22 protein-coding genes are annotated in these 20,009 nt (G+C 36.9%); 16 read left to right on the forward strand and 6 right to left on the reverse strand.

Translation table 11 applies throughout. The annotated features are described in order from the left end of the window. Nucleotides 1-8 precede the first annotated feature (8 nt). The 6 genes from B9N66_RS08010 to B9N66_RS08040 form a co-directional block, all read right to left on the reverse strand. On the reverse strand, nt 9-809 hold the full coding sequence (locus B9N66_RS08010; protein WP_087580583.1) for a hypothetical protein: 801 nt from the start codon (nt 807-809) through the stop codon (nt 9-11). Beyond that, the gene (queA, locus tag B9N66_RS08015; RefSeq protein WP_087580584.1) at nt 806-1,828 is read right to left on the reverse strand and encodes a tRNA preQ1(34) S-adenosylmethionine ribosyltransferase-isomerase QueA; all 1,023 of its coding nucleotides are present in this window, start codon (nt 1,826-1,828) and stop codon (nt 806-808) included. The genes B9N66_RS08010 and queA overlap by 4 nt, the downstream gene beginning before the upstream one ends. Further along, on the reverse strand, nt 1,821-2,579 hold the full coding sequence (tatC, locus tag B9N66_RS08020) for a twin-arginine translocase subunit TatC (protein WP_087580585.1): 759 nt from the start codon (nt 2,577-2,579) through the stop codon (nt 1,821-1,823). Before tatC ends, queA begins: the two co-directional genes overlap by 8 nt. Further along, the gene (tatB, locus tag B9N66_RS08025; RefSeq protein WP_087577664.1) at nt 2,579-2,977 is read right to left on the reverse strand and encodes a Sec-independent protein translocase protein TatB; all 399 of its coding nucleotides are present in this window, start codon (nt 2,975-2,977) and stop codon (nt 2,579-2,581) included. The genes tatC and tatB overlap by 1 nt, the downstream gene beginning before the upstream one ends. Before the next feature lie 67 nt (nt 2,978-3,044). Next, nucleotides 3,045-4,091: a radical SAM family heme chaperone HemW gene (gene hemW / locus B9N66_RS08035; protein ID WP_087580586.1), complete on the reverse strand. Its 1,047-nt coding sequence runs from the start codon at nt 4,089-4,091 to the stop codon at nt 3,045-3,047. Between the two features lie 53 nt (nt 4,092-4,144). Then, nucleotides 4,145-5,029, reverse strand: coding sequence for an AraC family transcriptional regulator (locus B9N66_RS08040; protein WP_087580587.1), 885 nt, complete (start codon nt 5,027-5,029; stop codon nt 4,145-4,147). Nucleotides 5,030-5,135: 106 nt separating this feature from the next. Here B9N66_RS08040 and B9N66_RS08045 point away from each other — a divergent pair, with 106 nt between their 5' ends. The 16 genes from B9N66_RS08045 to B9N66_RS08120 all read left to right on the forward strand — a co-directional run bounded on the left by B9N66_RS08045 (nt 5,136) and on the right by B9N66_RS08120 (nt 19,992). Further along, nucleotides 5,136-7,082, forward strand: coding sequence for a TonB-dependent receptor domain-containing protein (locus B9N66_RS08045; protein WP_087580588.1), 1,947 nt, complete (start codon nt 5,136-5,138; stop codon nt 7,080-7,082). Between the two features lies 1 nt (nt 7,083). Next, on the forward strand, nt 7,084-8,181 hold the full coding sequence (locus B9N66_RS08050; RefSeq protein WP_087580589.1) for a PepSY-associated TM helix domain-containing protein: 1,098 nt from the start codon (nt 7,084-7,086) through the stop codon (nt 8,179-8,181). Nucleotides 8,182-8,246: 65 nt separating this feature from the next. Next, nucleotides 8,247-8,711: an RNA pyrophosphohydrolase gene (locus B9N66_RS08055; protein ID WP_087580590.1), complete on the forward strand. Its 465-nt coding sequence runs from the start codon at nt 8,247-8,249 to the stop codon at nt 8,709-8,711. Beyond that, complete coding sequence (locus B9N66_RS08060; protein WP_021091541.1) at nt 8,711-9,913, forward strand: aspartate kinase; 1,203 nt, start codon at nt 8,711-8,713, stop codon at nt 9,911-9,913. The genes B9N66_RS08055 and B9N66_RS08060 overlap by 1 nt, the downstream gene beginning before the upstream one ends. Continuing rightward, nucleotides 9,913-10,455, forward strand: a complete 543-nt coding sequence (locus tag B9N66_RS08065) for a HobA family DNA replication regulator (protein ID WP_021091525.1) — start codon at nt 9,913-9,915, stop codon at nt 10,453-10,455. Before B9N66_RS08060 ends, B9N66_RS08065 begins: the two co-directional genes overlap by 1 nt. Beyond that, the gene (locus B9N66_RS08070) at nt 10,456-11,076 is read left to right on the forward strand and encodes a DNA polymerase III subunit delta' (RefSeq protein WP_087580591.1); all 621 of its coding nucleotides are present in this window, start codon (nt 10,456-10,458) and stop codon (nt 11,074-11,076) included. Continuing rightward, nucleotides 11,073-12,212 (forward strand): dihydropteroate synthase, encoded by a 1,140-nt coding sequence (gene folP, locus B9N66_RS08075; protein ID WP_087580592.1) that lies wholly within the window; start codon nt 11,073-11,075, stop codon nt 12,210-12,212. Before B9N66_RS08070 ends, folP begins: the two co-directional genes overlap by 4 nt. A 23-nt stretch (nt 12,213-12,235) precedes the next feature. Further along, nucleotides 12,236-13,096 (forward strand): NADAR family protein, encoded by an 861-nt coding sequence (locus B9N66_RS08080; protein ID WP_087580593.1) that lies wholly within the window; start codon nt 12,236-12,238, stop codon nt 13,094-13,096. A 41-nt stretch (nt 13,097-13,137) separates the two neighbouring features. Next, entirely contained in the window at nt 13,138-15,081 is a 1,944-nt protein-coding gene (gene ligA, locus B9N66_RS08085; RefSeq protein ID WP_087580594.1) for an NAD-dependent DNA ligase LigA, read from the forward strand. After that, nucleotides 15,071-15,784: a 23S rRNA (cytidine-2'-O)-methyltransferase TlyA gene (gene tlyA / locus B9N66_RS08090; protein ID WP_087580595.1), complete on the forward strand. Its 714-nt coding sequence runs from the start codon at nt 15,071-15,073 to the stop codon at nt 15,782-15,784. The genes ligA and tlyA overlap by 11 nt, the downstream gene beginning before the upstream one ends. Then, complete coding sequence (locus tag B9N66_RS08095) at nt 15,750-16,604, forward strand: bifunctional riboflavin kinase/FAD synthetase (protein ID WP_087580596.1); 855 nt, start codon at nt 15,750-15,752, stop codon at nt 16,602-16,604. Before tlyA ends, B9N66_RS08095 begins: the two co-directional genes overlap by 35 nt. Nucleotides 16,605-16,639: 35 nt before the next feature. Then, on the forward strand, nt 16,640-17,344 hold the full coding sequence (cmoA, locus tag B9N66_RS08100; protein WP_087580597.1) for a carboxy-S-adenosyl-L-methionine synthase CmoA: 705 nt from the start codon (nt 16,640-16,642) through the stop codon (nt 17,342-17,344). A gap of 86 nt (nt 17,345-17,430) precedes the next feature. Next, on the forward strand, nt 17,431-18,072 hold the full coding sequence (locus tag B9N66_RS08105; protein WP_087580598.1) for a PTS sugar transporter subunit IIBC: 642 nt from the start codon (nt 17,431-17,433) through the stop codon (nt 18,070-18,072). A gap of 10 nt (nt 18,073-18,082) precedes the next feature. Continuing rightward, nucleotides 18,083-18,727: a hypothetical protein gene (locus B9N66_RS08110; protein WP_087580599.1), complete on the forward strand. Its 645-nt coding sequence runs from the start codon at nt 18,083-18,085 to the stop codon at nt 18,725-18,727. 54 nt (nt 18,728-18,781) lie between these two features. Next, nucleotides 18,782-19,429, forward strand: coding sequence for a hypothetical protein (locus B9N66_RS08115; protein ID WP_087580600.1), 648 nt, complete (start codon nt 18,782-18,784; stop codon nt 19,427-19,429). After that, on the forward strand, nt 19,429-19,992 hold the full coding sequence (locus B9N66_RS08120) for a toxin-antitoxin system YwqK family antitoxin (RefSeq protein ID WP_087580601.1): 564 nt from the start codon (nt 19,429-19,431) through the stop codon (nt 19,990-19,992). The genes B9N66_RS08115 and B9N66_RS08120 overlap by 1 nt, the downstream gene beginning before the upstream one ends. The last annotated feature ends 17 nt before the right edge of the window (nt 19,993-20,009 follow it).

Here is a 20,009-nt window from a genome sequence, read left to right on the forward strand (position 1 = left end):
AAATCGGTCTATTTCTCAAGAGAATTTTTAAAAGCTAGCTGAAAGCTATCTGTGCTAAAAGGCTGCTTCAATACTGTGACATGATTTGGCAGATCGTTAGCTGACTCATCGCTTTTACAAATGGCTACAATACGAAAATTTTTAATATTTTTAAACTCAAGTATATCTTCTAACATCGCTTCATTTTTTAAAATTTTACTATCGATAAAAACAACAAATGGAGTAAAAATAGAATCTTTTATGTGTCTCATTAGATTGCTAAGGTCGTTTTTGCCGATAACTTTTAGACCTAAAAAATTTATCTGAGCACTAATGGTATCAAACAAAGCATCGTCATCGCAAGCAACTAAGATATTTGTATTTGTTTGATTTTTGATATTTATTTGTCTTTGGATGGCTCTATCGCCTGTTAGTGCCGCGCTAAAAGATATTAAAAATTCTCCATCATTATGAGAGATCATAGATTCATTTGCTTTTTTTAGATAGTCATTTATCTTGCTGAGATAGTAGTGACTTGGCCTCATTACGCTATGGCTAGATTTTATCTTAATGTCAAAATGTACAGATTTGGGATTATAATTTTTAAGTTGAAAGAGAATGTAAATGTCTGCATATTCGGTAGAGTAAAGGAAAAATTTGCAAATATTTTCAAGTGTTTTTATGAGATTTGTGGCATCAAATTTTAAAAGCCTTGGATAACTTGGATCGTAGCTAAAAATGATGGAATTTTTAGTATCTTGCGCATCTTGGTATATGGCGCTAAGAAAAATTTCCATTCTGTTTATGATATCGATATGCTTATCTTTCATATTATCAACATCCCGTCGCCGTATGAGTAAAATCTATACTTTTCATCAACTGCCGTTTTATAAATTCTCATCGTCTCTTCAAGCCCTATGAAGCTAGTAACTAGCATTATTAGAGTTGATTTTGGTAGATGAAAATTTGTAAGAAGGTAGTTTTGTCTAATTGGTTTATTATTTAGGTTTAAAAATAACTTACAAAAGCCGCTTACTTGCTTGCTCCTTGCAAATTCTTCAACACATCTAGTAACCGTCGTGCCAACGCCAAGGATTGGTTTATTAGAATTTATAATCTCTTGAGCTTGCTCGCTTAGCTCGTAAAATTCTGAGTGCATTTTGTGGTCATTTATATTTTGGCACTCCACACCTTTAAATGTCCCAGCGCCAACGTGAAGCGTAATGTAGGCGACTTCATGCTTTGCTTTTATCTGCTCTAGCATTTGTTCACTTATGTGAAGGCTAGCTGTCGGAGCTGCCACTGCACCACTATTTTTAGCAAATATGCTTTGATACCAGCTCTCATCATCCTTTGTGTCAGCCCTTTTAATGTATGGCGGAAGCGGGACGTGGCCAATCTTTTCAAGCTCACTAAAAAGGCGAACATTATCAAGCAAAATGCCATTTTGCGTAAAATTTACCACTCTTGTGCCATCGTCATTTAGCTCAAGCACATTTACTTTTAGATTATCAGGAAAATTTAAAACGCTACCAGAGCTTACTTTACCTCTTATATAGACGCTAAATTTATTTTCGCCTATGGGCTGATTTAGCATTACTTCGCAAGCCCCGCCGCTTTCTTTTTGTCCTAAAATGCGAGCTTTGATAACTTTTGTGTTATTAAAAATGACCGCTGCGTCCTCTGGGATGAGGTCGGAGAGATCTTTAAATTTGTAGTGTTTTATCTCTTTTGTATTTTTAAAATAGACGAGCAACCTTGCCTCTTCTTTTGGCAAAACTGGTTCTTTTGCGATGAGCTCTTCAGGCAAAAAATAATCATAACTTGAGACGTCGTTTATATTACTCATCGCTTGCTACGTCGCTGTCTTGTTCTTCTTTTTCGTCTTCATCGTCGCTCTTGTTAGCTCTTTTAGCGACGATTATTGAAATTCCATAAAGTCCGATAAGTGGCAGTGCCATTAAGACTTGGCTTATCACATCAGGTGGTGTAACGATGGCTGCAAAGATAAAGATGATAACAACAGCGTATCTGAAGTAATCTTTTAGCATCTTGTCATCGACAAGTCCGATCTTTGCTAAGAAAAATGTAATGACTGGTAGCTCAAATGAAATTCCAAAGCCAATTAGTAGTTTTGCAAAAAAGCCAACATACTCGCCAATGCTTGGTAAAGCCGTAAAGAGCTGGCCACCAAAATTTACCAAAAATGCAAAGCCAAGTGGGATGACCACGTAATAACAAAACGCCGCTCCGCACGCAAACATAAATGAAGCTGAAAGCACAAATGGGATCACATATTTTTTTTCATTGTCATAAAGTCCAGGGGAGACAAATAGCCAAAACTGCCAAAAAATGATAGGTAGCGCGATCACGACACCAGCAAAAAATGCAACTTTCATCGCTGTAAAAAATGGCTCTTGAATTTGAGTGAATATGATATTTGAGCCAGCTGGTAAGACCTGCTTTAGCGGTTCGCTCATCCATGCAAGCAGTGGGTTCCAAAATGTAAAGCAGATGCCAAAACAGACAAAAACGCTTACTATGCTTATAAAAAGTCTCTTTCTAAGTTCGATTAAATGGGGTCTTAACTCTTCAAACATTACGCCTCTTTTTTATCGTTTAAGATCGCATCTTTAACTAAATTTGTTGGATTTTGTATATTTTCTACCGTTTTTTTCGTGTCGCTTACGACGTTTTGTATATCGTTAGTGATATCATTTGCGCTTTTTTTGATCTCGTCAAGCTCCTCAAAAGTAAGCTTTTTACGCACACTTTGCGTACTTTTAGTTATGCTTTCTTTATATTTTTGAGCATCTTCTTTTAGCTCAGCTATCTTCATTTCTTGATCAAATGTTGATTTTGCGTCGTTTATGCCTTTTTTAAACATTTTTAGAAATTTTGCAATCTGAACCATCGCGCTTGGTAGCTTGTCAGGACCTAAAACTAACACTGCAATAATGGCGATAACTAAGATTTCAGAAAAACTCATTCCAAACATTTTTGCCTCTATTAAATTTTATTTAAGCTTTGTATTTTATCTTGTCTTTGCTCAAAATTTTATAAATTTAGCCCTCGATAAAGAGTGCGATTTCGTCGCTTAGTAAGAAATTTGGGTTGTAAAATTTGCCATTTTTAAAGAGCAGTTTTTCATTTTCTACAAGTATATTTGCTCTTTTTATCTGAGCCTCACTTAAGCGTCCAGCCTCCACGCCAACTATGCTTCTAAGCCCTAAAAATATATGCTCTCTTGCTAGCTCACTCTCGTTTAAAATTTCCTTTTCTCTATGTATTGGTTTGGCGATGTAAGCATCTATGTTATTCTTGGCGTAGTATCTGATGCCGTCCACAAAACCCACACTAAAAGCCCCTGCGCCAAGGTAGTTTTTGCCTTGCCAGTAGCCAAGATTGTGCTTGCAAATTTGACCAAAATTTGAAATTTCATACTGCTTAAAACCAGCTCGCTTGATCTGCTCTATCATAAATTTAGTCAAATTGTCGCTATCTTTTTTATAACTTTTTTTGCCAGCAAATGGGGTGTTTTCCTCAAGTGTGAGCGAGTATGCACTAAGGTGAGTGATATTAAGATCTTTTAAATTTGCCACTTCAGCTAAAAGGCGTTTTTTAGTATCAAATTTGGTGTCGTAGATAAGGTCTAAATTTATGCTCTCAAAGCCAGCTTTTCCAGCATTCTCTACAGCTTTAAAAATTTGCTCCCTGCTGTGAATGCGACCAAGAAATTTAAGCTTATCTTCAAAAAAACTTTGAGCACCAAAGCTTATGCGATTTGCCCCTAAACTTTTCATCGCTTTTAGCCAAACAAGGCTTGCTGAGTTTGGATTTGCCTCGAGAGTGATCTCGGTTGTTGGTGTGCAAAGAGGCACTAAAATGCTAAAAATTTCATCATAAAATTTAGCATTTACAGCACTTGGTGTACCTCCGCCAAAAAATACGCTTGAAATTTCTCTTACATTTTGGCTTTTTAGCTGAAAATTTAGATCAAGAACTAGCGCTTGAAAATAAGTGCTAGCCTTGTTAAATTCGTCGTCACTTGATCCAAAAGCACAATAAGGACACTTGCTTTCGCAAAATGGCACATGGATATAAACTTGCAAATTTCTCTCTTTTAAATTTTGAGGATTATAAGAAATTTGGCATTTATAGTAGTTTAAAAGTAGTTTTTAGTCTTTAAGAGTTTGCTTGGCAAAAAGCCAAAATTTATCTTAAAAATTTTTGCAAAATGTGCAGTATTTGTATAGCCTACGATATTTGCAGCTTCTTTTATGCTGATATCATTTTGCTCCAAAAGAGTAAAAGCGAGCTTTAGACGCTCTTTTGCTAAGAGCTGGTAGATCGTATCTTTGAAAAATAGCTTAAAATTTTTCTTTAGCCAAAAGTCATTTGTACCACAAAGATGAGCTAGCTCTTTGATACTTGGAGGATTTTGCATACGACTTAACAAGATTGTTTTAGCCTTTAAAAGAGTCTTTTCTTCGTCACTGTTAAGTGAAATTTCGCTCTCTTTTTGTATTTTGCTTTTATAAATAAGCTCTAAAATTTTTGACTCAGTAAAAATTTCCCTCAGCGCGCCTTCATATAAATTTGTCGTCTCAAGTTCATTTAAAACGCAAATTTGCGCTAAATCTTTTTTGTATTTCAAAAGCTCAAATTTATCATCAAATCTAAGTCCAGCAAATATCTCAAGCTTATTTGCATAACTTTCGTCAAAAAGTAGTGTTTTTGTCTTATAAAATTTATTTTGATACTCAAAGATGCCTTTAAAATCGTCATTAACAAGCCCAATGCAAAATTCATCTTTGTTTAAAATATACTCTTTTCTATCAAGTTTAAAGCAAAGATCGTTTTTAGCCTCATTAAACATTAAAAATAGGTATTTTTTAGACTTGTGACGATCTCTTTTTATCCTGCCGTTACATAAAATTTCACTTTTTAGATAGCTAATACCGCTGCTTTGCTTGTAAAACTCTACGCTTATTTGTTTTTCTTTTTGAGATATCTTTCTCGTTCCATATTTTTTGTCTAAATTTATCATTTTATCCCTCAAGCGTTAAATTTAATCCCTTTAGCGTTACGTATGATATTGATAACGATTATTTAATTTTAGTAAAATGCGCATTAAATTTTTATAAGGAGTTTTTGTGAAAAGTGCATTAAAAATTTCTATTTGTGCGGCAATTTTTATAAATTTACCGCTTTTTGCAAATGAAGATAAAGTTCTACCAGAAGTTAAAGTAGTGAGTGCAACAGGATTTGAGCAAAATATCAAAGACGCACCAGCAACGCTTAGCGTTATAACCAAAGAGGCATTAGAAAAGAAAAATCACAAAGATATCGAGAGCATGACCAAAGATATCCCAAGTCTTTTTGGGACGACTCCAGAAGCGGCAAATAGACGAGGAATTTCTATACGTGGATTCTCTCCAAGATTTACTAAAATTTTAGTAAATGGCATGCCAGTACCAGGCGATAACGCCTATAAAGGCCTTAGAAGCGTTGGAAGCTCATATAGTTTCATTCCGCCAGCAAGTGCGATAAGCCGTATCGAAGTGATACGTGGACCTATGAGCTCGCTTTATGGAAGTGACGCGTTAGGTGGAGTTATAAATATCATTACAGATGAGTTTAGTAATGAATTTGGTGTAAATCTTGGCTCAAGCTATAAATTTGCTAGAAATAAAAATATAAGCGGCGAGTTTTACAATAGCCTTTATTTGCACTCTGGACTAATTGACGATGTTTTAAGTGTTTCTGTTTATGGTAAAAATTTAAACAAATCAGAAGATAAAATTTCTTATGCAAATAGAGAGCAAAAGGACAGAAATTTTGGTACAAAGCTATTTTTTAGGCCAAATGAAAATAATGATCTTACGCTTGAGCTTGCAAGAAGCGATGTGAAATATAAAAGAACTAAAGGCAAAACACTATCAACTGGTACTAACTCGGTTGCTAGTGAGAGAATAAAGGGCGATGTGATAAATTTAAGCCACGAAGCAAGGCTTGATAATATCTTGCTTCAAAGCTACTTGTCTTACGGCAAGATAAAAGAGATAGCACAACAAAATTTGACGCTAAAAACACTAAATTTTGATACAAAAGGTTCATATTTTACTGATAACAACGCCTTTACTTTAGGACTAAACGCCAAAAAAGAAAAGCTTGATGAAAAGGCAACCACAGCAGACGCTGCAAATGTAAAAAGATATGACATTTCGCTTTACGGCGAGGATGATTATCACCTTACAAAAGACTTTATCTTAAGCACTGGCATTCGCTATAACTACGATGAGAACTACGGTTCGCATGTTTCACCAAGAATTTATGGTATCTATAACTTAAATGACTTTTTTGCCCTAAAAGGCGGAGTTAGCACAGGATACGCGACGCCTGACATCAAGCAACGCACGCAAGATCTTGCATTGCCATTTGCTGGAGGAGGTGGAGCACAGCTTGGCAGGAGCAGCCTTAAGCCAGAGACAAGCGTGAGCTATGAATTTGGCGGCGTTTATAATGACAATGAAGGCTTTGAAGCATCGCTAACTGGCTTTTACACAAGCTTTAAAGATATGTTAAGCTATAGCCCTATCTGCTCAAGAGGCAGTGTTTGCAGACATAAAGGCAAAATTTATCCAAATGGTATTTGGGAGAGTGTAAATATCGGTAAGGCTGAGATTTACGGAGTTGAACTAACAAATGAGTGGCAAGTCACAAACGCTCTTAGGCTAAATCAAAGCTACGTCTATACAAGATCAAAGCAAAAAGATGGAGCGGAGATCGGCAAAAGCTTAAACAACTATCCGCTTCATACATTTAAATTTGGAGCGAACTACGAGCTAAACAGATGGCTAAATTTCTGGTCACAGATAAATTATTATGGTAGGACTAAAAACTCATTTAGCTATGCTGATGACATCAGACCTTACGTGATCGCTGATCTTGGTATAAACTACAACGTAACTAAAAATTTCAGTCTAAATTTGAGCGTTTATAACCTCTTTAATGAGTACTTTACGACAAGATCAGGCAGATACGATGTTTTGATAGTTGATGGACAAAAGATCGAACTTGGCTTTAATTTAAAGTTTTAAAATGTTTAAAATTTGGCGGAAATTTCACTTAATTTTAGCTCTTGTCTTTGCTTTGCCACTTTTGATAATCTCAATTAGTGGAGCAATTATTTCGTATCACGATGAGATAATTGAGGCTTTTAGTAAAGATGAGATAGACATAACGACTAATAAAAGCGCTTTAAAAATAGATGAAATTTTAAAGGTCTTTAGCAAGACCATGCCAAATTTTAACCTTAGTTATATAAAGATAAAAGGCGAGGCAAATAGAGCTTATGTAGTAAGTGGCACAAGCGAGAGTGGCGAGTTTAAGTCATTCTTTGTAGATCCTTATACGGGCGAGATAGTCTCTGAAAATAGTGTAGAAAAATTTATAGGGCTAGCTTTAAATTTACATAAAAATCTAGGACTAGCTCTATTTAAAAATGAAAATTTATCTAAATTTGCAAGTGAGCTAGTTGCGATTTCGACGCTTGCATTACTTGTGATTTTAATAACCGGGGTGCTGATACATTTTTGGAGATTTAGAAGTAAATTTATTAGCGCCTTTAAGCTAAATCTAAAGGCAAAGAAATTTACATTTTTATATTCGTTGCATGGATTTTTAGGGCTTTATTTGGGGGTTATTTTGCTTATTATCTGTGTTAGCGGTCTATACTTTTCTTATGAGAGCTTTGCTAAGGTCATAAATCAAATTTATGGCGAGCAAAAGGTATTTAAAAAGCCAAATTTTACTAGCAAAAATGGTTTTAGCCTAAATGATGAGCAAAAGGTAGAAAATCTTCAAAAGGCTTATGAAATTTTTACTTTAAAATTTGGAAATGAGTTTGATGCTTTAAATTTTATTCTCAATAAAGATGGCGTAAAATTTATGATCTTTTACTTGCCAAAAGGTGCTAGTGAGAGTGACGGCGTTAGGCTTGCGGTCGATACGGCAAGTGGAGAAATTTTAAAAAATACCATGCCAAAATCTTTTGAAATTTATAAATTTATGCTTGATCTGCACGCTGGATATATATTTGGAGAGGCTGGAAAATTTATCTTTTTTATGGCTTCTTTTGGAGTTGGCGTGCTACTTTTTAGCGGTTGCGTGATTTACTACAAACGGCGTAAAAAGTAGTTTTTATTTATCTATCTCTTAACTCTTTTTAGTTATTATCCCAAATAAAATTTTTTGGAAAAAACATGCAAAAAAAATATAGACCAAACGTGGCAGCTGTTGTTTTGTCTAGCTTGTATCCGTTTAAATGTGAAATTTTAGTAGCAAAAAGAGTGGATATGGACGATATCTGGCAGTTTCCTCAAGGCGGAATAGACGAAGGCGAGAGTCCAAAGCAAGCCTTAAAAAGGGAGCTTAAAGAAGAGATTGGAACTGATAAAATCGATATTTTAGAAGAGTATCCGCAGTGGCTAAGCTACGACTTTCCAGTAAACGCGGCAAAGAAATTTTACCCATTTGATGGGCAGACGCAAAAGTATTTTTTAGTTAGACTTAAAAATGGTGCCAGTGTAAATTTAAAGACAGAGCATCCTGAGTTTAGCGAGTATAAATTTGTAGATTTTGGTAGAAGTTTAGAGAATATAAATCACTTTAAAAAACCTATTTATGAAAAGGTTTTGAGTTATTTTAAAGAGAAAGGATATTTTTGATGTTGATCGTTCAAAAATTTGGCGGAACTAGCGTAGGAACACTTGAACGCATCGAAGCTGTGGCAAATAGAGTCATTGAGACAAAAAATAGCGGTGCAGACGTAGTTGTGGTAGTTTCTGCGATGAGCGGAGTTACAAATCAATTGGTTGAATATAGTGAGTATTTTTCAAAACATCCAGATGGCGTCGCCACTGATATGCTTTTAAGCTCTGGAGAGCAAGTAACGACCGCGCTTTTAACGATCGCACTTAATGCAAAAGGCTATGCATGTGTGGGTATGACAGGTGCGATGGCAGGCATTATTACTGATGATATTCATACAAAAGCAAGGATCGAAAGGATAGAGACTGCTAGGCTAAAAGCCGAGCTAAAAGCTGGCAAAATCGTGGTTGTGGCTGGCTTTCAAGGTATAGATGAAAAAGGTAATATCACAACCCTTGGTAGAGGTGGTAGTGACCTTAGTGCAGTTGCATTAGCAGGGGCGCTTGATGCTGATCTATGCGAAATTTTTACCGATGTTGATGGCGTTTATACGACTGATCCAAGGATAGAAAAAAAGGCAAAAAAACTTGAGAAGATAAGCTATGATGAGATGCTAGAGCTCGCTTCTGCTGGAGCAAAGGTGCTACAAAATCGCTCAGTCGAGCTGGCAAAAAAACTAAATGTAAAACTCATTACAAGAAGTAGCTTTAATCACAACGAAGGTACATTAATAGCAAAGGAAGATGACAATATGGAAGCAGTTTTAGTAAGCGGAATAGCACTAGATAAAAATCAAGCAAGAGTAACACTAAGAGGCGTAGTTGATAAGCCTGGCATCGCAGCAGAAATTTTTACAGCTTTAGCTCATGAAAACATAAACGTAGATATGATAATCCAAAACGTAGGACATGACGGCACTACAAATTTAGGCTTTACAGTGCCACAAAACGAGCTTGAACTAGCAAAAGAGACTATGCAAAAGCTCTCAGCTGCAAAACATATAGAATTTGATGACGCGATCGTGAAAGTTTCAGTTATTGGCGTCGGCATGAAGAGCCATAGCGGTGTAGCATGTCTAGCATTTGAAACGCTTGCAAAAGAGGGCATAAATATCCAAATGATCTCAACAAGCGAGATAAAAATTTCAATGATCGTTGATCAAAAATATGGTGAGCTAGCGGTTCGCGTACTTCACGATGCTTATAAGCTAGATAAATAATGCAAGATTTTATTCAGTGGACGTTAAAGGCTATTAGGGACGAAGGCCCTTTGATGAGCTGGATGGAGGAAAGGCGTGTCGAATGGACGCCTTTGCTCGCATCTAGGCTTAAATTTTTACTTGAAGGAAGGGCTTTTATAACTATAAGCGATGAAGAGCGAAGATGGTTTGAAATTTATCTTTTAAAAAAGATGAACCATTCAAAAAGCATAAGGCCATTTTTGCCATTTTTTAGCCTAAGATCACTTTATCCATCGCTCGATGAGATAGAGACAAATGAACAAAAGCAGCTTCTAAAAGATATGCTAAGTCTTGCTTTTCCAAATGGTTACTTGTTTTTTTATATTGGAAAGAGTCTTGATAGATATGCGAATTTAGCCAAAAGCGATGAGGATAGTTATATGTGGCTATTTGACGAGCAGGCACAAAATAGCTTTACTCTTAGCTCAAGCGATGAAAATTTAGATATTAAACTAATAAGTCTTTGCAAAATTTTTGATAAAAGCATCGATGCGGCGCTCTTTGCAAAGGTGATACTCTAAATGCTTAATAAAATCGTCATTACAAGCGATTTTGAAAATTTAAAAGCCAAACTTGAAGATGAGTTTGGCATTAATAATTTAAGATTTTATGTAAGTGATGATTTTTTGCTAGAAAACGCAAAAGAGGTCATCACAGAAGCATACATTGCTGAAAAAGATGAAAAAATTTTAGTAATACATGCTAATTCTTTTAGGACAGAGGCTCAAAATGCACTTTTAAAGATCATCGAAGAGCCTCCAAGAAATATCAAATTTATAATAGCTGCGCAGAGTAAAAATTTACTTCTACCAACGATTAGATCAAGAATGCTCATAGAAAATAATCTCACAAAAAAGCCAAAAATAACTCTTGATCTAAATTTAAAATCTCTTAGCCTAAAAGAGCTAACAATCTTTATCGATCAAAAGATCGCAGACGAGCAAGCACAGAAATTTAGCAAAAACGAGCTAAAAGAGCTTGTTGGAGTTATCGTGACAAAGGCAGTTGATGCTGGGTATAAATTTAGCGGCGAGGAGATGGATTATTTTTTCTCGCTTATCAAGCTTGCGGATCTAAATGCCAAGTCTCACGCCGTGCTAACGCCGCTACTGCTTACTATATTTCAAAAAGGACGACGTTGAAATTTTACAAGATAAATAACAAAAGCGACTTTGATGAAATTTGCAAAGCTATCTCACCAAGTCCTGCTGGCATTAAGCTCATGCATGAAAAGAGCGAGATAAATTTTATTTACATAGATGAGATAAAAACCCCAGCGGCAAATATCCTAAAGCAAGATGCATTAAGTGTTGGGGCTGAGCTTGTGACACACAAAGATACGATTTTGGGCCGTGAGAGTCTAAATAAAGCATTGCTAATGGCGACAAATGCACAGCTTAGACAGCTAGCTAAAAAAGAAAAGCTACAAGACTTTGGACTTAAAAATTTAGCAGCCTTTTTAGAGACAAAATTTATAAAGCCAATAAAGCCTCTTATAATGGGCGTTGCAAATATAAACACAGATAGCTTTAACGAACAAAGCCGCATAAATACGCAAAATGGTATCTCAAAAATAGAATACATGATAGAAGCAGGTGCAGACTATATCGACCTTGGTGGCGTTAGTTCAAGGCCTGGGAGCGAGTACTGCGGTCGCGAAGAGGAATTTAGGCGCATAAAAGATATCGTGGAGGAAATTTACAAGCTAAATTTACATGAAAAGGCGAAATTTAGCCTTGATAGCTTTGATCCTTATTGTCTTGAATTTGCTCTAAATCACGGCTTTAAAATGATAAATGACATCACGGCAAATGCCTCACTTGCCACGCTTGCGGCGCGATATGACGCTGAGTTTTGCATGATGCATATGCAAGGCGATCCTGCGACTATGCAGGTCGCACCAAAATATAATGACTTAATCGGCGAGATAGCAGACTTTTTTGAGCAAAAGATAGCCCTAGCAAAGGAGCTTGGTGCCAAAAAGCTTGTGCTTGATGTGGGTATTGGCTTTGGCAAGACAGCTGAGCAAAATTTATTGCTTATCAAGCATTTGGAGCATTTTTTGAAATTTGAGTGCCCACTACTAGTTGGTGCCAGCCGCAAATCAGTTATAAATCATTACAGTCCAAGTGAGGTTAAAGACCGTTTACCAGGCTCGCTTTACCTACACTTAAAGGCCTTCGAAAACGGCGCACATATCATCCGTACACACGACGTGGCCGAGCATAAGCAGCTTTTTAATATGCATGAGGCGATGAGTCAAGCCACGCTTTGGTAGGGTGCTTGGCTAAAAGAGGCTAGATGAAAAATTTACTTCCGCCACCTTGGATCAAATTTCCCCATATCGATCCATTTTCTATCGGTTGGAGGATGGGCGCTGGTGAGGATTATAAGTTTAAATTTAATGACTGGCTAAAATCGCTAAGTCAAGATGAATATAGCGAGCATCGGCGGCTTTTTGCTGAGCCTGCGACGTGGCGTGGATACTGGGATGAGACGCTTGGAGGCGACGAAAGTGCGCTTTTTATCAACGATGACTTTGTTATAGACCTTTGGGAGCATGAGCCTAGATATGAGTTAAAATGGCTTAAAAAGCGCTATAACGCTGGAAAATCGGATAAATTTCTTCTATTTTGGGGTCATCAAAAGAGTGCAGGTATAAGTGCAAGCTGTCTTAGTCAGTGGTACGCCTCTGGCTTTTGGCAAGATGAAACTAGATACCTTTGCGCTGAGCAATATATGATGGCTAAAAAGGCTGAGTGCTTTGGCGATAAAGAGACTTTGGAGAAAATTTTATCCGCTAAAGATCCAGTGCATATGAAGGCGCTTGGCAGGCAGGTGCGTGGCTTTGACGCTAAGATCTGGGACGAGGTCAAATTTAACGTCGTGCTAAATGCGAGCTATTTAAAATTTAGCCAAAATGCCCCTTTGCGAGACTTTTTGCTCCAAACTGGGAGTAAAGTTTTGGTTGAGGCAAGCCCAGTTGATAAAATTTGGGGCATAGGTTTGTCCGCAAGCGATGAAAATGCGCAAAATCCTATGAAATGGCGAGGGCAAAATTTGCTTGGCTTTGCGCTGATGAGGGCGAGGGATGAGATAGCAAATGTCTATAAAAATGTCCATCTTTGTGACGCAAGAGAGCTAAATTTGGATCATTTATAAAGTATGTTTAAGATAAAATGCGGTGTAAATTTGGAGCAAAAATGACAAAACAAGAGTACGAACGAGCAATAGATACGCTAAATGCGTGGGCAAAGGCCTACTACGACGATGACGAGCCACTTGCAAGCGACGAGGAATACGACGCACTATATCACGCGGTTTTAGCCTTCGAGCAGGCAAATCCAAGCGAAATTTCTATCTTTTCACCTACAAAACGCGTGGGTGGTACTGTAAAAGAGGGCTTTAGTAAGGCCAATCACATCAAACGCATGTGGAGTATGGAAGATATCTTTGATCTAGCCGAGCTTGATGCGTGGCTAAAACGCGGCGAGAAAGAAAATTTAACTTTTGTAGCTGAGCCTAAATTTGACGGAGCGAGTTTAAATTTGCTCTATGAAAATGGCGTTTTAGTTAGGGCGATAACAAGAGGCGACGGCGTTACAGGCGAGGATGTGACACTAAATGCAAGGACCATTAGCTCGGTGCCAAAGAGCATTAGCTACAAAGGACTTATCGAAATTCGAGGCGAAGTCGTCATAAGAAAAGATGACTTTGAGCTACTAAATGCAGAGCGCGCAAAAGATGGCGAGGCGCCGCTTTCAAACCCTAGAAACGCTGCAGCTGGCAGTCTAAGACAGCTTGATGGTGCGGTGACTGCTAAAAGAAAGCTACTTTTTATACCTTGGGGTGTGGGCGAGCAGAGCCTTGGGCTAAAAGATCACAGCGAGGTGATGAAATTTGTGCGTGATCTTGGCTTTGAAAGAGATGATTTTTTCAAAATTTTAAAAAAAGACGAGCTTGAGGCTGCGTACAACGAGCTTTTGGCAAATCGTGACTCAAAAAGTGTGATGATGGATGGTATGGTGATACGTGTAAATGACCTTACGCGCTGCGAAGAGCTAGGCTATACGGTCAAATTTCCAAAATTTATGGTGGCGTTTAAATTTCCAGCCATTGAAAAGGTGACTAGGCTAAAAGATGTCGCACTTCAAGTTGGCAGAAGCGGCGTAGTAACGCCTGTTGGCGTGCTTGATGAGGTAAATATCGATGGTGCAAATGTAAAATCCGCCACACTTCATAACTTTGACGAGATCGAGCGCCTTGGCGTTATGAAAAACGACTATATCGGTATCATCCGCTCAGGTGATGTTATACCAAAGATAACAAAGGTTTATAAGGATAGGCGAGATGGCAGCGAGCAAGCGATTGATAGGCCTAAATTTTGCCCAGTTTGCGGCTCGCACCTGCTTGATGAGGGAGCGTTTTTAAAGTGTCAAAATTTAAGCTGCAGGGCAAGAGTGGTGGGCTCTATCATCCACTATGCGTCGAAAAAATGCCTAAACATCGACGGCCTTGGCGATGCGATCGTAAATTTACTATTTGATAAGGGGCTAATTTCCTGCATAAAAGATATCTACGGCCTTAAATTTGATGATCTCATTGCGCTTGAGGGTTTTAAAGAGAAAAAGGTAAATAATCTTTTAAATGCTATCGAAGCTAGCAAAGGTGCGGAGCTATCGCGCTTTATCACGGGTCTTGGCTGCGAGCACATCGGCGAAGTGGCGGCTAAAAAGCTTGCAAGTAGCTTTGGGCTAGGCTGGCTTGATGCTAGTTTTGAAGAGCTTGTCTCGCTTGAAGGCTTTGGCGTGGAGATGGCAAATAGCTTGATAGACTTTGCCGAGGTAAATAGGGACGAAATTTTAGCTCTTAGTCAGATCGTGCAACCAAGCGTAACGCAGGTGCAAAGCATCTCAAATGCGCTAAGTGGCAAAACGGTGGTGATAACTGGCACGCTAAGTCGCCCAAGAGATGAGATAAAGGCTGAGCTTGAGAGTTTTGGCGCAAAGGTTTCAAGCTCAGTTTCTAAAAAAACAGACTTCGTGCTAGCTGGCGAGGAGGCTGGCAGTAAGCTTGATAAAGCAAATGAGCTAGGCGTGCGAGTGATCGATGAGAGCGAATATGAGAGGCTAAAACTTGAGGCTTGATAACTACGTCGCAAGCGTTTTAAACATCAGTAGAAACAAGGCGAGCGAGCTAATAAAATCTGGCAAGGTGCTAGCAGATGGCGAAATTTGCACCAAGGTTTCAAGCGAGGTTAGTGAAGCTAAAATTTCGCTGCTAGATGAAATTTACGTTGGGCGAGGCGCGCTTAAACTAAAGAGTTTTTTAAAAGCAATGAAATTTGAATTAACTGGTAAAAACGCACTTGATATCGGAAGCTCAACAGGTGGCTTTATGCAAATTTTACTTGAAAGCGGCGTAAAGAGCGTGACTGGTGTAGATGTGGGTACTAATCAGCTTGACGATAGTTTAAGAAGCGATGAGCGGGTAAAAATTTATGAGAAAACTGACGTCAGAGAGTTTGCTAAGCAAGAGCAAGGTAAATTTGATCTAATAACCTGCGACGTGAGCTTTATCTCTTTGGATGAAATTTTGCCAGCTATTTGCCAGCTTGCAAACGAGAATTCGCTCATTATAACGCTTTTTAAACCGCAGTTTGAAGTGGGCGTTGGTATAAAACGCAACAAAAAAGGCGTTGTCACTGACGCTAAGGCTGTAAATTTAGCGATGAAGCGCTTTGAAGTGCTAGCAAGCAGCTTGAAATTTGAACTGATAGCTTGCAAAGAGTGCGAGGTCAAAGGAAAGGAAGGAAATGCCGAATTTTTCTACGCTTTTAACAAAAGATAATATCACTGCCGTTGCGATCGGGCACTTTGACGGCGTACATAGGGGACACAAGCAGCTTCTAAAGCAGCTTGGCGAGTTTGGCGGACTTGTCGTGATCGATAAGAATAAAGCCAACATTACGCCAAAGCTAAAGCGAGCCGAATACTCAAACTATCCTTGCTTTTTATATGATTTTGACACCATTAAAGGGCTTAGCGGCGAGGAATTTATCACATTGCTAAAACATGATTTTAAAAATTTAAAAAAGATCGTTGTTGGGTTTGATTTTAGATTTGGCAGAAATAGAGCGTGGGATAAGCACGATTTGAAAAGAATTTTTGATGGCGAGGTAGTTGTCGTTGATGAGGTTTGCTACGATGGTATGGGCGTGCATAGCTCAGCCATTAGGGAGCTAATACGTCAGGGCAACATTGAAGAGGCAAACAGGCTAATAGGCAGGGAGTACTCGATCGAGGGAAATGTGATAAAAGGGCAGGGCATCGGCGCAAAAGAGCTAGTTGCTACGCTAAATTTAGAGATCAAAAGCTATCTTTTGCCGCGCGAGGGCGTCTATGCGACAAGAACTAGGATGGGCTCATACACCTATGGCTCGGTCACATTTATAGGTAATAGGCTTAGCACAGATGGAAATTTTAGTGTCGAGACGCACATCTTAGACGAGATCGCGCCAAAAGTAACGAAGCACGTTGCCGTTTGCTTCATAAAACGCCTAAGAGATAATAAAAAATTTAATAATCTTAGCGAGCTAAAAGAGCAGATAAAGCGTGATATAAACGAGGCTAGACAGTGCGTGGGCGTGTGCGATCTCTTTTTTGGATAGACGATGAGATACTTTGACGGATACGGAGCTGGTATATGAGAGATGAAATTTTTAAAGAGCCTATAAGTAAGCAGTTCGAGTTTGACGACTTTGTGGCGAGCGTATTTGATGATATGATCTCGCGCTCGGTGCCGTTTTACGATGTGAGCTCAAATCTAAATGCAAAGCTACTAGCTAAAATTTTGCCAAAAGATGCAAGTGTATGCGACCTTGGCTGCTCGACGGCAAATAGCCTACTTTTACTAAATAACCTTAGAAACGACCTCGTGCTAAGTGGCGTGGATAACTCTGAAGCTATGCTAGCAAATGCCAAAAATAAGGCAAAGGCTTATGGAGCAAAGATAAAATTTTTGCTTGATGATATTTTAAAGTGTGAGCTAGTGGACTTTGACGCAGTTTTGGCAAACTATACTTTGCAGTTTATCAGACCGCCAAAAAGAGCTGATCTGGTGCAAAAAATTTATAACGGACTAAATGAAAATGGCGTCTTTTTGTTTAGTGAAAAGATCATCTTTGAAGATAAAAAACTTACTAAAAGCGTCATAGAAATTTATGAAGACTACAAACAAGCACAAGGCTACTCACGCTATGAGATCGCTCAAAAAAGAGAGGCACTTGAAAATGTACTGGTGCCATACACCGAAGAAGAAAATAGAAGCTTAGCCCTAAATGCTGGCTTTAAGCGAGTCGAGAGCACATTTAAATGGGGAAATTTTATGAGCTTCATTGCATTTAAGTAAAATTTTCATTTAAAAAGTGGTTATTTTTATAAATTTAAGCTAAATAATATATATATAGTTACACATAAAAAATAAGGATATTTTTTATGGAACTAATACTGCAACGCATTATAGATGAAGTGAGTAAAAATTTTGGTAAAGAATTTTTAGAACACTATCTGTCTGGTAGCTTTGGCTCTATGAGTAAAAGTGAAACGGAAATTCTTATATTTCATCTACTTTCAAAACATTTTGAAATTTCATCAAACTACGAAATATCAAATTTATTAAAAATAAGCGAAACAAAGGTAAAGAATTTAACTTTAAATGCCCATTTAAGGTATCCAAGACAAAGTGGAGATGAAATAGTTAGAGAAACTCTTGTAGATATTGCTAAAAAATTTAGTGCAATCTATGATGAGCAAAATGGTGAAGTTAAAATTCATATACAAAGTAGTGTTCAAAAGCGCGAAATGATAAATGCAATAAATAAACTTGGTTCGTTTGCTGATTATGGCTTAAATAATGAAATTCTAAAAATCAGAATAAATACTTTATTTTCTTTATTTGAAAAGTTTCTAGATAAAGAAAAATTTAAAGACACTGTTCAGACTTATCTCAAAGATAAAAAACTAAATGAAAAACAGTTTTTTGATGCACTTAATAATAGCCAAAGATTTATAGGAATGATAAAAAGATCTAATATAAAAATTAGTTATGTGATAAATACAATATTAAATTTTATTTAAAGGAGTTGTTGTGAAGACTATAGGAAAAATTTTAGTCTTATCTGTTCTTGGTATGGTTGTACTTGTTACTGTTGTGTATATGTTTGGTTTAAACCAGCCTACTATACGTTACGGCAGTAGTATAGTTGAGGGGTATACTGTTTTTCAGATAGAAATGCCATCTGAAAAAGGCACAGTAGATGATGTTATTGTAAACGATGGTAATTGCCCAATAGAAAGATTTAAAAAAGCAGACCAACGTAAATTGAGAGCTTATGCAGAGAAATATCCTGACCTTGTTGTGAATAGCGAACAACATAGCAATTTTATAGAAAAGATGAACGGGTATGTTTTTGATAATCTAAATGGCAAGTATGATCTATTTAATGGAGGAGCGCAGATATCAGATACAGCTACTGGAAGTAATAGTAAGTATTTAGTCGTACTTAATGCTAAAAACGGGGGAAAGGTTCCTTTTTTCGACATAAAATATAAAACAAAGGAAGCTGATGAATTTTTTGATTTATTAAGTGATGATTCAAGAGCTTTATATGTTGATGTTTTCCCGTCCAATAGCGTGCAAATCGTTGTTAAATGCTATAAAGATGAGCTGAAAAAAATGGTGGTCAAGACAAGCAATGGTGACTTTGATTATGATTTAAGCAAAATAAGATAAAGCCATGAAAAAAATAGAATAATTTTATTACTAGTATGCATATTAAGCATAGTTTTGGTAGGTTGTACAGATGGTGAAAATTCAAATAAAAATTCTCAAATAAAAGATAAAATACAAGAGAGCTCAAATAAAGTAAAAGAGAAAATAGAGCAAGTTTTAAATAAGATAGAAGTGCCTGAGATTAAATTTATTCAAGGCGAACATTGGATTTTTAAAACTCCTATATATAAAATAGCTATAACCGCTAAAGAAGATAATACAGTTATAAACGATGTTGTTGTTAATCGTGGAAATTGTATAGTAGATAAATATCGTGGCATTAACTCAAAAAAAGCACAAGAGTATGCTAATAAATATCCACAAAATGTGAAAATTGCATCCGAAAAACAGCAGAATGAGGGTAGTTTATTTCATGATATTGTAATGGTTGATAAGAATAAAGGAATACTTCTTGTAGATACAAAAAATAATGAAAAAATCATAGCAAGGAGTAGTATTTACAAGGCTGATAAAGAGAATATAGCTTATTTGCAAAATTTAAATGATGAGTCAAGAAGCTTATATATTGATGTATTTCCTTTAAAATTAGATTTTGCTGGAAAATATGAGCTAACAATCAATTGTGATATAGGTGATATCTTGGAAGTTATTTTAAAAACAAATGGTGGTGATTTTAAATACACGCCAACTAGGAGATATTAGTGAAAAAGACTGTTTTGCTAATATTTATTGCGATACTTTCACTGAAGGCTACAGATAAAATTTGTGAGACTAAACTCGACATGATTGAGGGTTGCTTATTGAAAGAGTATGAAAATGAGCGTTTAAAGGCTGATATCCCATACAAAAATAATAAAATAAATGGAGTTGTAAGAGAATACTTCTTGTCAAATGGTAGGTTGAATATAGAAAAACATGTGACAGATGATGTTTTAAATGGAGAATTGAAAGTTTGGTATGAAAATGGACAGCTCATGGAAGCCATCAATTATAACAATGGTAAAGTATTTGATGGACACTATAAAATATTTTACGATAATGGAAAATTAAAAGGCGAAACTTGGTTTAAAGATAGTCATAAAACTAAAGAAAAATACTACAAGAAAGATGGTAAATTAAGCGTTACTATGAATTATAAAGATGGTAAATTTATAGGCGGTCTTTGCGAAAGAGATAAGATAAAAATCCCAGCAAACACTAATGATTTTGTTGAATACTCATTGGAACAATTATCTACAATGTGTGAGAATGACTTCTTATTTTAGTTTAAATTTAGCGGGAG

Origin of the sequence: Campylobacter concisus, assembly GCF_002165775.1 — a bacterium.
GTDB classification, from domain to species: Bacteria; Campylobacterota; Campylobacteria; order Campylobacterales; family Campylobacteraceae; genus Campylobacter_A; species Campylobacter_A concisus_E.